General features: G+C 63.7%; 12 protein-coding genes. 10 read left to right on the forward strand and 2 right to left on the reverse strand.

What is annotated here, in order from left to right; all coding sequences use genetic code 11:
- The first annotated feature begins 10 nt into the window (after positions 1-10).
- Both ACZ9IL_RS01610 and ACZ9IL_RS01615 read left to right on the forward strand, forming a co-directional pair.
- Positions 11-1576, forward strand: coding sequence for an ATP-binding protein (locus tag ACZ9IL_RS01610; RefSeq protein ID WP_476001917.1), 1566 nt, complete (start codon positions 11-13; stop codon positions 1574-1576).
- A 3-nt stretch (positions 1577-1579) separates the two neighbouring features.
- The gene (locus ACZ9IL_RS01615) at positions 1580-2272 is read left to right on the forward strand and encodes a response regulator (protein ID WP_476001918.1); all 693 of its coding nucleotides are present in this window, start codon (positions 1580-1582) and stop codon (positions 2270-2272) included.
- Positions 2273-2703: 431 nt separating this feature from the next.
- Here the strand turns inward: ACZ9IL_RS01615 and ACZ9IL_RS01620 are convergent, their stop codons facing one another.
- Positions 2704-3603: a DMT family transporter gene (locus tag ACZ9IL_RS01620; RefSeq protein WP_476001919.1), complete on the reverse strand. Its 900-nt coding sequence runs from the start codon at positions 3601-3603 to the stop codon at positions 2704-2706.
- A gap of 95 nt (positions 3604-3698) precedes the next feature.
- Between ACZ9IL_RS01620 and ACZ9IL_RS01625 the strand changes: the two genes are divergently transcribed.
- The gene (locus ACZ9IL_RS01625; RefSeq protein ID WP_476001920.1) at positions 3699-3836 is read left to right on the forward strand and encodes a hypothetical protein; all 138 of its coding nucleotides are present in this window, start codon (positions 3699-3701) and stop codon (positions 3834-3836) included.
- The gene (locus ACZ9IL_RS01630) at positions 3833-4627 is read left to right on the forward strand and encodes an AraC family transcriptional regulator (RefSeq protein ID WP_476001921.1); all 795 of its coding nucleotides are present in this window, start codon (positions 3833-3835) and stop codon (positions 4625-4627) included. Before ACZ9IL_RS01625 ends, ACZ9IL_RS01630 begins: the two co-directional genes overlap by 4 nt.
- Positions 4628-4738: 111 nt before the next feature.
- Here ACZ9IL_RS01630 and exaC read toward each other — a convergent pair whose 3' ends face one another.
- The gene (gene exaC / locus ACZ9IL_RS01635) at positions 4739-6256 is read right to left on the reverse strand and encodes an acetaldehyde dehydrogenase ExaC (RefSeq protein WP_476001922.1); all 1518 of its coding nucleotides are present in this window, start codon (positions 6254-6256) and stop codon (positions 4739-4741) included.
- A 233-nt stretch (positions 6257-6489) separates the two neighbouring features.
- Here exaC and ACZ9IL_RS01640 point away from each other — a divergent pair, with 233 nt between their 5' ends.
- The 6 genes from ACZ9IL_RS01640 (at position 6490) to ACZ9IL_RS01665 (ending at position 13515) form a co-directional block, all read left to right on the forward strand.
- Complete coding sequence (locus ACZ9IL_RS01640; protein ID WP_476001923.1) at positions 6490-8130, forward strand: sigma-54-dependent Fis family transcriptional regulator; 1641 nt, start codon at positions 6490-6492, stop codon at positions 8128-8130.
- A 232-nt stretch (positions 8131-8362) separates the two neighbouring features.
- Positions 8363-9640, forward strand: coding sequence for a GGDEF domain-containing protein (locus ACZ9IL_RS01645; RefSeq protein WP_476001924.1), 1278 nt, complete (start codon positions 8363-8365; stop codon positions 9638-9640).
- 104 nt (positions 9641-9744) lie between these two features.
- Complete coding sequence (locus ACZ9IL_RS01650; protein WP_476001925.1) at positions 9745-10155, forward strand: VOC family protein; 411 nt, start codon at positions 9745-9747, stop codon at positions 10153-10155.
- A gap of 102 nt (positions 10156-10257) precedes the next feature.
- The gene (phoB, locus tag ACZ9IL_RS01655) at positions 10258-10947 is read left to right on the forward strand and encodes a phosphate regulon transcriptional regulator PhoB (RefSeq protein ID WP_476001926.1); all 690 of its coding nucleotides are present in this window, start codon (positions 10258-10260) and stop codon (positions 10945-10947) included.
- A gap of 8 nt (positions 10948-10955) precedes the next feature.
- Positions 10956-12251, forward strand: coding sequence for a phosphate regulon sensor histidine kinase PhoR (phoR, locus tag ACZ9IL_RS01660; protein WP_476001927.1), 1296 nt, complete (start codon positions 10956-10958; stop codon positions 12249-12251).
- 289 nt (positions 12252-12540) lie between these two features.
- Complete coding sequence (locus ACZ9IL_RS01665) at positions 12541-13515, forward strand: PstS family phosphate ABC transporter substrate-binding protein (protein WP_476001928.1); 975 nt, start codon at positions 12541-12543, stop codon at positions 13513-13515.
- The last annotated feature ends 144 nt before the right edge of the window (positions 13516-13659 follow it).

The following is a 13659-nucleotide window of genomic DNA, read 5'->3' on the forward strand; positions in this document are numbered from 1 at the left end:
AGGCTAATCGATGAAACTGCGCCACCAACTGGTCACCCTCTCCCTCGGGCTGTCACTGCTGCTGATCGTGATCCTGGGCGGCTTGCTCGCCCTCTTCATCCGCCATTTGCTGGAGAGCAACCTGCAGGAGAAGGGCAGCGATCTGGCGCGGGTGCTGGCGGCGGATACCCGGGTGGTGCAGGCCCTGCAACGGGGCAGCGATCCCGGCCTGCGTGACTACGTGCAGAGGATCTGCAAGCGTACCGATGCCGCCTACATGGTGGTGACCGACGAGCATGCCCGCCGCCTCAGCCATCCTTCCCCCGAGCTGGTCGGCGGAACCTTCCGCGGGCAGGACATCTGGCCGGTGATCCAGGACAGGCGCAGTTACTGCTCCAAGGCCGAGGGCACGCTTGGCCCGGCCATTCGCTGCTTCTCGCCGGTGATAGGGGCGGACGGGCGCGCCATCGGCGCGGTGGCGGTGGGTTACCTGATGCAGACGGTGGAGGGCATCTACCTGGAGCGGATCGCCCTGCTCATCAGCGCCATCGGCGCGGTGCTGGGCTGCGGCCTGCTGCTGGCGTTCTGGCTGCAGCACCGGCTGAAGCGCACCCTGCTGGATCTGGAGCCGGAGACCATAGTCAATCGCTTCGCCCAGCAGGATCTGGTGCTGGAGGGGATCTCGGAGGGGATCATCGCCCTCGACGGTCAGCACAGGATCAAGATGCTCAACAGCGCAGCCTTCTACCAGTTGCGGCTGCCGGGCACCGGCCGTCACGCCCTGCTGGGGCAGTCCCTGGCGGAGCTGGCTCCGAGCCTGCTGCCGGCCCTGACCCAGGATGGCGGCGTGAACTTCACGGTACAGGGGGAGGCGTTCGTCGGCCACTGGCAGGAGCTGAGCGGCCGTGAGCCGGGACGCATGCTCATCTTCAGCCGCCCGGATGGTACCGGCAGCCTGGGGATGCAGGTGACTCACCTGCGCCAGTATGCCGAGATGCTGCGCATCCAGACCCACGAGTTTGCCAACAAGCTGAGCAGCCTCTCCGGCCTGCTGCAGCTCGGTCATGTGGACGAGGCGGTGGAGCTCATCCAGCAGGAGAACGAGGCCTGCCAGACCATGTTGCAGGACTTGCTGCGCTCCATCGAGAACAAGCCGGTGGCCGGACTCATCCTCGGCAAGTTCAGCCGGGCGCGGGAGCTCGGGGTCGATCTGGTGCTGGATCCGGGCTCGGCGCTTGGCGAGTACCCGGCCGAGGTGTCGGCGGATCTCATCACCTGCATCGGCAACCTGCTGGACAACGGCATTCGCGCCGCCTGGACCAATCGCCAGTCAACTCCGCCGAGGGTGCTGATCTCCATCGATGACTTCGGCCGGCGGCTGGTGATCGAGGTGGAGGACAGCGGCGAGGGGGTGGACGAGGCGCTGGCGGATCATCTGTTCGATTACGGTGTCAGTCGCCAGACCGGCGATCATGGCGTAGGTCTCTTTCTGGTCAAGAAGACCGTGGCCCGTCGTGGCGGTGTGATAGAATGGCGACGCACCGCCGAGCAGACGACACTGTTCGGTATCTATTTGAATAAAAACCAATTGGTGTGAGCCATGAAGCCAATTTTCACCCTTATTATCGAGGACGACGAGCGGATCGGGGCCATCCTGGCCGAGCTGGTTTCCTCGACTCCGGGCTACTCCCTGCTGGGGCGGGCCGAGAGCCTGGCCCAGGCCGATCTCATGATGCGCGCCACCGAACCCCAACTGCTGGTGGTGGATATTTCCCTGCCCGACGGCTCCGGGCTGGAGTGGGTCAACCGGCTGCGCAATCATAACCGGGAGGTCTTCGTGGTCATGGTCACCGCCTCTTGCGATGTGGAGACCATCCAGCAGGCCCTCAACCTGGGGGTGCAGGATTACATCATCAAGCCGCTGCGGCTGTTCCGCATCCAGCAGAGTCTCGACGAGATCCTGACCCTGCACCGGCGCCTGTGCGAGCGCGGCTCCCTGGAGCAGAACGACCTCGATCGGTTGATGGGCAAGGGGCGCATCCAGCCGAGGGACGTGCGCGACACCCCCAAGGGCATCGATGCCATCACCTTGCGCCAGGTGCTGGAGTTGCTGGCGGGGGAGCCGGACACGGCCTTTTCCACCGACACGGTGGCGCTGCGTCTGTCCCTCAGCCGCACCACGGCGCGCCGTTACCTGGAATTTCTGGAGTCCGAAGACAAGCTGGACGTGGATCTCAACTACGGCCAGCGGGGGCGCCCCGAGCGGCGTTATCACTGGCGCCGGGCCGGTTAAGAAATCGAAAAGATTGGAGCAGGGGACAAGTTGGACGTGGATCTCAGCGATTGCGGCCAACGGGGGCGCCCCGAGCGGCGTTATCACTGGCGCCGGGCCGGTTAAGAAATCGAAAAGATTGGAGCAGGGGACAAGTTGGACGTGGATCTCAGCGATTGCGGCCAACGGGGGCGCCCAGAGCGGCGTTATCACTGGCGCCGGGCCGGTTAGAGAAATCGAAAAGATTGGGGCAGGGGACAAGTTGGACGTGGATCTCAGCGATTGCGGCCAACGGGGGCGCCCCGAGCGGCGTTATCACTGGCGCCGGGCCGGTTAGGAAAACAGAGCAAAACCTGAAAACAACGAGGGAGCCTGGGCTCCCTCGTTGTTTTTGGGCAGTTTTGGCCGAGTTTCCTGTCGGTTTTTACCGAAATTCTTGCGACCCCTGCGGCTTAAGCCTCTTCCAGTAGCGGAGTACGCTGCCTCGGCTTGAGCTGGGAGCACATGACGCCGCCGAGGATCAGGCCGCCGCCGAGCAGGTGATAGCCGTGGATGGGCTCCCCCAGGCTGACGACGGCGATCAGCGCGGTCAGCAGCGGGATCAGGTTCATGAACACCGAGGTGCGCTCAGGCCCCAGACTGGCCAGCCCGCGCATCCAGCTGTAGGCCGCCAGCAGGGAGGAGGCGAGCCCGGCAAACAGTACCATGCTCCAGCCTGCTTGCGGCACCACCAGCGACTCGGCGCTGAGGGCGACCGGGATCAGCAGCAGCACTGCCAGCAGGATCTGCATATAGAGGTTGAGCCAGGGGCCAAACGGCAGCTGCCAGCGGCGGATCAGCAGGCCATAGAGCGCATAGCTGGCGGCCCCCAGCAGCATCATGCCATCGCCGGGATTGATGCCGTTGTGCAACAGCGCCAGCGGCTGGCCCTGACTCAGCAGCCAGAACACCCCGAACAGGGAAACGCTCATGCCGAGCAGCGCCTGCTTGCCGGGTTTCTGACCGAAGCAGCAGGCTCCGATCAGCAGGGTCAGCAGCGGCAGCAGTGAGCCTATCACCCCCATGTTGGTGGCCGAGGTGCTGTGAGCGGCGTAGTAGGCGAGGCACTGATAGAGCACCATGCCGAGCAGGGAGAGTATCAACAGCTTGCCGAGCCAGGGCCGGATCTCGGCGCGGCGCCGCCACAGCTGTGGCAGGCAGAAGGGGGAGAGCGTCAGGGCGGCGAGTACCCAGCGGTAGAAGGAGATGGCGGCGGGATCGACAACGCCAGCCGCGGCCTTGGAGACCACGGTGTTGGTGGCCCAGATCAGCACCGCCAGCAGGGGGAACAGGAGGGGGGAGAAGAGTCGCATGGAAGGTTCCTTAATATCAGATCATCAGTCTACCCCTGTCTTTCTGTCATCAAGTAACGTAAAACTGACAATCTATCCCGCAGAAAGGACAACCCATGGGGCCGAATCCGTATCAGCGCCAGGATACCGAACTGACCGAGCCCAATCCGCTCTGTCGGCGTCATCCGCAGAGGCTGGCTGGCGGCCTCGGCAGGGCTGATGGCCGTCTCTCTCACCAGCAGGGCAGAAAATGACGACACACCACTATCACCCCAAGGATCTCGAGCTGTCCGAACCCAATCCACTTTACTTGCGCTACCAGCAGATCCAGGCCGACAGTGCCTGTGCGTCCCACAGCCACCCCTGGGGCCAGCTCAGCATGATAAGCCTCGGCGTGATGGAGATAGTGCTGGACGAGCAACGGCTGGTGGCGCCGGCGGATTACCTCATCTGGGTACCGGCCAACCTGGAGCACGCCTCCTACAACCAGCAGGCCCTCGACTACACCTCCATCTACGTCAGCCATGCCCTGGCCGCCAGACTGCCCACCGAGCCCCGGCTGCTGGAGATGACGCCGCTGATCCGCGCCATGCTGGCGGATTTTTGCGAGCGCAGGCTGGGGCACATGGCGGACGAGTGGGACAGGCGCCAGGCCGAGCTGCTGGTGGAGAAGCTCGGCCGCGCCCGCTGCCAGGAGAGCTACCTGCCCATGAGTCAGGACAAGCTGCTGGCCCCCATGCTGGCGGCCCTGCGCAGCGATCCTGCGGATCCGCGCACCCTGGCGCAGTGGGCCGGGCAACTGCACAGCACCGAGCGCACCCTGGCCCGGCGCTGCGTGCGCGAGCTCGGCATGAACTTCGGCCAGTGGCGGGCGCGGCTGCGGCTGCTCAAGGCGCTGGCCTGGCTCAAGGGGGAGTTGCCCATTCAAGAGATAGGCTGGCGGCTCGGTTATGGTTCCACTTCGGCCTTCATCGCCATGTTCAACCGGGAGCTCGGCTGCTCGCCCCAGCGCTACCGCCAGCAGCTGGCCCAGCCGGGGAGCTGAGCTGGCCGTGCGGCAAGAGCCTATCTGCCGTACATCCCGATGCCGGGTTGCCGCGAATAAAGAGAGGGCGCCCGCAGGCACCCTCAGACTCGGTCTCCGTCCCGGCTCGGGTTAGAAGAAGCCGAGAGGGTTGATGTCGTGACTCACCAGCAGGTTCTTGGTGTTCTGGTAGTGATCCAGCATCATCTTGTGGGTCTCGCGGCCGATCCCCGACTTCTTGTAACCGCCGAAGGCCGCGTGGGCCGGGTAGGCGTGGTAGCAGTTGATCCAGACCCGGCCGGCCTGAATGCCGCGCCCCATGCGCCAGGCCAGGTTGCTGTCGCGGGTCCACAGGCCTGCTCCCAGCCCGTACTGGGTGTCGTTGGCAATGGCCAGCGCCTCCGCTTCGTGCTTGAAGGTGGTGACCCCGAGCGCCGGGCCGAAGATCTCCTCCTGGAATACCCGCATCTTGTTCTGGCCGTGGAAGATGGTGGGCTGGATGTAGAAGCCCCCCTCCAGCCCGCTCACCCTGGCGGCATTGCCACCGATCAGCATCCTGGCCCCCTCGCCACGGCCGATCTCCATGTAGCTCAGGATCTTGTCGTACTGCTCGCGGGAGACCTGCGCCCCGACCTGGGTGGCGGTGTCGAGGGGGTTGCCCTGCACTATGGTGCGGGCGCGGGCCAGCACCCTGTCCATGAAGTCATCATAAATACTCTCCTGCACCAGCGCGCGCGAGGGGCAGGTGCACACCTCGCCCTGGTTGAAGAAGGTCATCAGCATGCCCTCCACCGCCTTGTCGATGTACTGGCTCTCGTGGTCCATCACATCGCTGAAGTAGATGTTGGGGGACTTGCCGCCCAGCTCCACGGTGGAGGGGATCATCTTGTCGGCGGCGCAGCGCAGTATATGGGCGCCAATTTCAGTTGAACCGGTGAAGGCGAGCTTCTGGAGCCGGTCGCTGGTGGCCAGCGCCTGGCCCGCCTCGGCGCCGAAGCCGTTGACCACGTTGACCACGCCGGGGGGCAGTATGTCCTTGATGAGATCCATCAGCAGCATGATGGTGACCGGGGTCTGCTCGGCGGGCTTGAGCACGCTGCAGCAACCGGCCGCCAGCACCGGGGCCAGTTTCCAGGCCGCCATCAGCAGCGGGAAGTTCCAGGGAATGATCTGGCCGACCACCCCGATGGGCTCCTTGAAGTGGTAGCTGACGGCATGCTGATCCAGCTCGGCGGCCGACCCCTCCTGGGCGCGGATGCAGCCGGCGAAGTAGCGGAAGTGATCCACCACCAAGGGAAGGTCGGCGGCCAGGGTCTCGCGCACCGCCTTGCCGTTCTCCCAGCTCTCGGCGACGGCGAGCCGCTCGATGTTTTGCTCGATGCGATCGGCGATGCGCAGCAGCAGGTTGCTGCGCTCGGTGACGCTGGTCTTGCTCCAGCTGGCGAAGGCCTTGTGGGCCGCATCCAGCGCGAGATCGATGTCGGCGGCATCGGAGCGGGCCACCTCGCAGAACACCCGGCCATCCACGGGTGAGATGTTCTCGAAATAGCGCCCGGCACGGGGAGCCACCCAGTCGCCACCGATGAAGTTGTCGTAACGGGACTTGAAGCTGACCAGGGCGCCTGCCTGGCCGGGTGCTGTGTAGATCATCGCATCATCCTTATGTATGTGGTCCTGGCCGGCCCATCAAGGAGGCCGGTTGCGATCCGTTATCGCAAGGGCCGTGCCAGAGGGTCTGACCAGCGCGCAAAAGTTACAAAAACGTTATCAAAAAGGGCGTGGCGGCGTATCTTGATTAACCAATGACCCCGGTCGTGGCGATGAGACTGTGCCGTTTCTGGACAGTGGCCGCGACACTGTGCCCTTTGTGAACAGGAGGCCCGATGAGCGAACTTCCCCAATCCAGCCCCATCCAGCGCTCATGGCAGCGCTGCCTGCATCAGGGGCTCAGTCGCCAGCAGAGTGCCGAGCTGGATCTGCTGCCCCAGGGGGAGCTCACGGCGAGACAGGAGGAGCACAGGGAACTCATCGCCTGTTTCCAGCGTTTCGTGTTGCCGCTGTTTGCCCAGTTGCTGGCGGGCAGACCCTGTTGCCTGTTGCTGTGCGACGCCGAGGGGGCCATCCTGGCCGCCAGCGGTGACGACGGCTTCGCTCGCCACGCCGAGCGCATCTTCCTGCGTAGCGGCGCCCGCTGGGGGGAGGGCAGCAAGGGCACCAACGCCATCGGTACCGCGCTCGCCGAACAGAGCGAGGTGCAAGTGCTCGGCGCCCAGCACTTCTTCGCCCAGCACAGCTTCCTCAGTTGCAGCGCCTGTCCCCTGCTCGGGCCGGACGGACAATTGCTGGGGGTGCTCGACATCTCCACCGAGGCGGCCCATCACGGCGGTGACATGCTGGGCACGGTGCGGCTGTTGGCCATGACGCTCGAGAATGCGCTGCTGGCGCGTCAGCCGGGCTGGCTGGTGGATCTCGATCCCCAGAGTCTCTGGTCCGCACGCCTGTTGCTGGGGGAGTCGGGGGAATTGCTCGGTGCCAACCGGGCCGGACGACTCTGGCTCGACCAGTACCCCTTCGATGGCCGGCAACTGCTACGCGAGCGGCGCGGTCTGTGGCTGGCCCCCACCCAAGGCCCAGAGCCCGCACCGGTGGATCCGGCATCGGTGCCCCTCAGGATGCTGGAACGCGGTATCTCTCTGCTCATAGAGGGGGAGACCGGCAGCGGCAAGGAGCACCTGGTGCGGGTGCTGCATCGGCGCTCGAGCCGGCAGGGGCAGCCGCTGGTGTGCGTCAACTGCGGCGCCCTGCCGGCGGATCTGGTGGAGGCCGAACTGTTTGGCTATGTGGGGGGCGCCTTCAGCGGTGCCCGCAGCCAGGGCAGTCAGGGTTATCTGCGGGCGGCCCACGGCGGCATCCTGATGCTGGACGAGGTGGGGGAGTTGCCGTTGGCGGCCCAGACCCGCTTGCTGCGGGTGTTGCAGGAGCGCGCCGTCACCCCGGTCGGCAGCCACAAGCCCGAACCGGTGGACTTCTGGCTGGTCAGCGCCAGCCATCGGGATCTGGCCGCCATGGTGCAGGCCGGGTCGTTTCGCGACGATCTCTACTACCGGATCTGCGGCTGGCGCCAGACGCTGGCTCCGCTGCGGCAATGGCAGGCGAGCGAGCGGCAGGGGCTGATCCGGCGCCTGCTTGCCGAGATGGATCCAAGGTTGCAGCTGTCCGCCGAGGCGCTGCCCTTGCTGCTTGCCCATCCGTTGCCCGGCAACGTGCGCCAGCTCAAGCAGGTGCTGGAGGTGGCCTGCGTGCTGGCGGAGGGGCAGGGCTGGATAGCGCCCGAGCACCTGCATCTGCCCGCCACTGCGCCTGTCTCCTTGCCGCCAGAGGCAGGGGAGGCGACGCTGCGCGAGCAGAGCCGGCGGCGGGTGCAGCAGACCCTGGCGGCCTGCGATGGCAACGTGAGCGAGGCGGCGCGCCGGCTTGGCATCAGCCGCACCACCCTGTACCGGGCGCTCAGGGAAGAAGGCTGAAAGAAGGGGGCCGAGGGGCTGTCAGGCCGCATCTCCTTGTGTAGTATGGGCAGGTCGAATACCTGTTTTTCGTTATTTTTCCATGGCATGGAGTGCTTCATCGTGAAAAATCCCAGGCTTTTTGCGGCAGACTGAGCCAGTCGCCCCGCGGCGCGTGTAATAACGCCTCAGGTACCGGACTGCGCCGGAGCCCGGGGTGTCTAGTCAAGGTTCTGTTGTAGGTGTTATACCCATGCCCCCATCCTATTTTCGTGTGACCAACCTGCTGTTCTGGCTGCTGCTGGCCATCAGCCTGCTGGCGATCTTGCTGTTTGAGTTTGGGCCAGAGCGCCGGCTGGACATCCTGGCCAATACCGTACTCTCCACCAAGGCGCAGGACGATCGCGTCCAGGATGGCCACTCGGTTGCGACGCTGGCGCAGGAGGGAGGCAAACCGGCCATCGACTGCCAACTGCGCGCCGGTGGCAGCACCCCTTTCTGCGAGCTGATCCTGACCCTGACCGAGCCCGAGAAGGGGCTCGATCTCTCCTATTTCAGCGGCATGCGGGTCAAGCTGCGGGTCGAGGGGGAGGGGCCGCAATTTTGGCACCTCTATCTGCGCAACTATGATCCCAGCTACTCGAAGGCCGGGGATGGCGTCTCCCACAAGTTCAACGAGGTGATCTTTCGCCCCAACGACTACGGCCGGTTGCAGGATATGTCCCTCAGCGTGTTCACCCCGGCCGCCTGGTGGGTGCAGCAATACGGGATCCCGCTCGCCCAGCAGGGACCGGATCTGCACCGGGTCTATGCCATCGAGATCGCCACCGTCGGCATGCAGCCGGGCGCCTATCGGCTGACCCTTGAGCAGCTGGAGTTCTATGGCCGCTGGGTACGGCCGGGAGACTTCTATCGCGGCCTGCTGTTGAGCTGGCTGGCGTACGGGGTGCTGCTGTTTCTGATCCAGCACCTGCTGGTGGGGGACAAGCTGCGCAAGGCGAGGGCGGCCAAGGCGGAGGCCGAGGCGCTCAGCCAGAGTCTGAGCGAGCAGAACCGCCGCACCGAGGAGGAGTCCCGCTACGATCCCCTGACCGGGGCCCTCAACCGGCTCGGCGGCGAGAAGTTGCTCGGCGAACTCGGCGAGATGCCGCTCTCCTTCATCTATATCGACATCGATCACTTCAAACAGGTCAACGACAATCACGGTCACCCCATGGGGGACGAGGTGCTCAAGCACATGGTGAGCGAGGTGCTGAGCCATTGTGACAGCCTGTGCCGCCTAGTGCGTTGGGGGGGAGAGGAGTTCGTGCTGGTCTGTCTGCACTACGAGCAAGCCAGAGCAGAAGCGCTGGCAGAGCGGATCAGAGCGGGGCTGGAAGCCTATTCTGGCTGGCCGCTCGGGCTTCAAGTCACCGCCTCGTTCGGGGTGGCGGAGCGGCGCGGCGACCCCCTGGAAAGAGTGCTGAAACGAGCCGACGAGGCGCTCTATCAGGCCAAGAAGCGGGGCCGCAATCGGGTCGAGGTGGAATGAGCCACGATGCCGTGCCCATCGGGCTGGCGGCCTGACCGGGTTGCCGTTATGCTGCGCCAGCCCGGCGCCTCGCGCCCGTGACTCATCTGACGAGGAACTTCACCATGCCACAACACCTTGGCGCCCTGACCCTGCTGGTGGCCGACTACGACGCGGCCATTGCCTTCTTCACCCGGGGACTGGGTTTCGAGCTGCTCGAAGACAGCATCCTCGACGAGCCGGGTAAACCGGGCAAGCGCTGGGTGCGGGTCGCCCCGAAGGGCGCTGCCGGTTCGGCGCTGTTGCTGGCACGCGCCGCCAATCCCGAGCAGGAGGCCGCCATCGGCCGGCAGGGGGGCGGCCGGGTCTTTCTGTTCCTCGAGACCGACGACTTCTGGGGGGATCACCAGCGGATGCTGGCCCATGGTGTGCATTTTTGTGAACAGCCCAGGCTAGAGCCTTACGGCACCGTGGTGGTGTTCGAGGACATCAGTGGCAATCGCTGGGACCTGCTGCAACGCACCGCTGCCAACTGAAACTGAAAACGTTTATCATCCTGCCTGTCATAAAGTCATAAAAGTGTCACAGAAAGTTCTAATAATTGGCGCACCCATCTTCACAGAGGAGAGAGAAGGGATATGGCTAAGCGAATTCTGGTGGTCGAGGACGAGGCACCAATCCGCGAAATGCTCTGCTTCGTGCTCGAGCAAAAAGGATATGAGACGGTGGAAGCGGAAGATTATGCCGATGGACTGGCGAAGGTGCGCGAGCCCTACCCGGAACTCATTGTGCTGGACTGGATGATGCCGGGTGGCAGTGGCATCCAGTTCATCAAACAGCTCAAGCAGGATGAGCTGACCCGCCAGATCCCGGTGGTGATGCTGACCGCCCGTGGTGAAGAGGAGGACAAGGTCCGTGGTCTGGAGGCGGGAGCCGATGACTACATCACCAAGCCGTTCTCTCCCAAGGAGTTGACTGCCCGACTGCACGCCGTGATGCGCCGGGTCTCCCCGACCTCGGTGGACGAGGTGATCGAGGTGCAGGGGCTCAAACTGGATCCGGTGTCCCATCGCGTCAGCGCCGAGGACAAGGCGCTGGAGATGGGGCCGACCGAGTTCAAGCTGCTGCACTTCTTCATGACGCACCCCGAGCGGGTCTACAGCCGTGAGCAACTGCTCAACAACGTCTGGGGCACCAATGTCTATGTGGAAGACAGAACCGTGGACGTGCACATCCGTCGCCTGCGCAAGGCCATCGAAGAGACGGGGCACGACAAGTTGATCCAGACGGTGCGTGGAGCCGGATACCGCTTCTCAATCCGCCTCTAGGGGACGATATGTTGCAACCTTACGCCTGGCGGCGACAGTTGTGGCGAATGGCGTTCTTCTACGCGCCCTTCGTCCTGGTCGGCTGGTTGGTGGATCACCTCACCTTGTGTCTGCTGGTGGCGACCCTGCTGCATCTGGGCTGGCACTACCGCTTCCAGAAGCGGTTGTCGGACTGGCTATGGCACGATCGCAGCCTGGTCCCCCCCAATGGCAGCGGCAGCTGGGAATACATCTTCAACGGTATCTACAAGCTGCAACAGCGCCACCGGGCCCGTCGCCGCGAGCTGGCGGGCCTCATCCGTCGCTTTCGAGAGGGGGCCGAGGCCCTGCCCGATGCCGCCGTGGTGTTTCGCACCGATGGCAGCATCCTCTGGTGCAACCGGCTGGCGGAGCAGTTGCTCGGCTTTCGCTGGCCGGAGGATGCCGGCCAGCACATCGGCAACCTCATCCGCCATCCCGCTTTCGTTGCCTACCTGAACAAGGGGCTGTATGACGAACCCTTCGAGATGAACTCCCCCATCAACGAGGAGAAGTTTCTCGAGTTTCGGATCATGCCCTACGCCGAGGATCAGGCGATGCTGGTGGTGCGGGACGTGACCCGGCTGCGCAGTCTGGAGAAGACCCGCAAGCACTTCGTCTCCAACGTCTCCCACGAATTGCGTACCCCGCTCACCGTGCTCAAGGGCTATCTGGAGATGACCGAGGAGCCGCCACCGCCTGCCATGTGGGCCAAGGCGCACCGGGTGATGATGGAGCAGACCATCCGCATGGATAATCTGGTCAATCAGCTGCTCACCCTGTCGCGCATCGAGGCGGCGCCGTCGGTGGATCTCTCCCATCTGGTGGACATGCCCGCCATGCTGGGGCTGTTGGAGCAGGAAGCGCGGGCGCTGTCAGGGGAGGGGAAGCATCTGCTGGAATTCAGAGTGCAGCCCAATCTGTTCGTGCGCGGTGACCGGGATCAACTGCGCAGCGCCGTCTCCAACCTGGTCTACAACGCCATTCATTACACCCCGGAGGGTCGCAAGATCCTGGTGGAGTGGCGCAAGCAGGGGGCGATGGCGTTGTTCGTGGTGCAGGACGAGGGAGAAGGGATAGCCCCCGAGCACCTGGCGCGGCTCACCGAGCGCTTCTACCGGGTCGACAAGGCGCGCTCCCGTCACACCGGTGGCTCCGGGCTCGGCCTTGCCATCGTCAAGCACGCCCTGAGTCATCACGATGCCCAGCTCGAGATAGAGAGCCGGGTTGGCGCCGGCAGCCGCTTCAGTTTCCTTATCCCAGGTCGCATGGTGGTGGTTAAATAATCATTTGAGTCAATTAGTTAGTCTCAATGTCAGGGCCGCTTACGCGGCCCTTTTTGCATTTGTCATAATCCTGCGCCATGTCATTAAAGTGTCACATTAAATCCATAAATTTGTCACTGCCAGGTCAGATACTGGCGCCGTCTTAAGAACTGACCTTCTGTCATGTTGGAGAGGAGGGGACGGAATGAAACTCAGCAATCTGACTGATGCAGTCGGGTTGACCACCGCAAGACAGTGTTAATCGGCGCCATGTATTGGCAATAGCCTTCTGTAATTTTGGAGAGATTGGATGAAACTCAACAAACTGGCTGGTGTAATCGGATTTACCGCAGCAACCCTGTTTTCTGTCAGCGCGCTGGCTGCCGGTGTGGATAAAAATCTGCCGGATTACACTCCGACCAGCGGCATCTCGGGCAACCTGTCCTCTGTCGGCTCGGACACCCTGGCCAACATGATGACCCTGTGGGCCGAAGAATTTAAGCGCATGTACCCCAACGTCAACGTGCAGATCCAGGCCGCCGGTTCTTCTACCGCCCCGACCGCGCTGACCGAAGGTGTCGCCCAGTTTGGCCCGATGAGCCGTGCCATGAAGGCCGGTGAAGAAGAGGCATTCGAGAAGCGCTACGGCTACAAGCCGACCGCCATCCGCGTCGCGGTCGATGCCCTGGCCGTGTTCGTCAACAAGGACAACCCCATCAAGGGGCTGACCATGCCGCAGATCGATGCCATCTTCTCCAGCACCCTCAAGTGCGGCGAAGCCAAGGCGGCGACCAAGTGGTCTGATCTGGGTCTGGATGGCAGCTGGTCCGCCAAGGACTTGCAACTGTTCGGTCGCAACTCGGTATCCGGTACCTACGGTTACTTCAAGGAGCACGCCCTGTGTAACGGCGACTTCAAGAGCGGCGTGAACGAGCAGCCGGGTTCGGCTTCCGTGGTACAGTCCGTCTCTTCCTCCCTGAACGGCATCGGCTACTCCGGTATCGGTTATGTCACCTCCGGCGTGCGCGCCGTACCGCTCTCCAAGGATGGCAAGACCTTCATCGAAGCCACCTCTGACAACGCCATCACCGGCAAGTACCCGCTGTCGCGCTTCCTGTACGTTTACGTGAACAAGCACCCGAACAAGCCGCTCTCCCCGATGGAGCAAGAGTTCGTGAAGATGATCCTGTCCAAGGCCGGTCAGAACATCGTGGCCAAGGACGGTTATGTACCGGTGCCGGCCAAGGTGGTTCAGGCCGACCTGAAGAAGCTGGGCGTGATGTAATCCCCCGTCTTCCCATGACAGACAAACGAGCCCCTGGTGGGCTCGTTTTTATTGGGGCTGCGGGACCTTTTTGGTCGCAGCCCATGGCTGCCTGCTTGCGCCGGAGGGCCGCATTTCCGAGAATAGGGGCAACTTCATGGTAAA

It is taken from the genome of Aeromonas sp. TECH754 (genome assembly GCF_056279295.1).

Bases quoted from the DNA above. Each gene is read 5' to 3' on its own strand.
- ACZ9IL_RS01610 (WP_476001917.1), top strand. From the start codon at position 11: ATGAAACTGCGCCACCAACTGGTCACCCTCTCCCTCGGGCTGTCACTG.
- ACZ9IL_RS01615 (WP_476001918.1), top strand. From the start codon at position 1,580: ATGAAGCCAATTTTCACCCTTATTATCGAGGACGACGAGCGGATCGGG.
- ACZ9IL_RS01620 (WP_476001919.1), bottom strand. From the start codon at position 3,603: ATGCGACTCTTCTCCCCCCTCCTGTTCCCCCTGCTGGCGGTGCTGATC.
- ACZ9IL_RS01625 (WP_476001920.1), top strand. From the start codon at position 3,699: ATGGGGCCGAATCCGTATCAGCGCCAGGATACCGAACTGACCGAGCCC.
- ACZ9IL_RS01630 (WP_476001921.1), top strand. From the start codon at position 3,833: ATGACGACACACCACTATCACCCCAAGGATCTCGAGCTGTCCGAACCC.
- exaC (WP_476001922.1), bottom strand. From the start codon at position 6,256: ATGATCTACACAGCACCCGGCCAGGCAGGCGCCCTGGTCAGCTTCAAG.
- ACZ9IL_RS01640 (WP_476001923.1), top strand. From the start codon at position 6,490: ATGAGCGAACTTCCCCAATCCAGCCCCATCCAGCGCTCATGGCAGCGC.
- ACZ9IL_RS01645 (WP_476001924.1), top strand. From the start codon at position 8,363: ATGCCCCCATCCTATTTTCGTGTGACCAACCTGCTGTTCTGGCTGCTG.
- ACZ9IL_RS01650 (WP_476001925.1), top strand. From the start codon at position 9,745: ATGCCACAACACCTTGGCGCCCTGACCCTGCTGGTGGCCGACTACGAC.
- phoB (WP_476001926.1), top strand. From the start codon at position 10,258: ATGGCTAAGCGAATTCTGGTGGTCGAGGACGAGGCACCAATCCGCGAA.
- phoR (WP_476001927.1), top strand. From the start codon at position 10,956: ATGTTGCAACCTTACGCCTGGCGGCGACAGTTGTGGCGAATGGCGTTC.
- ACZ9IL_RS01665 (WP_476001928.1), top strand. From the start codon at position 12,541: ATGAAACTCAACAAACTGGCTGGTGTAATCGGATTTACCGCAGCAACC.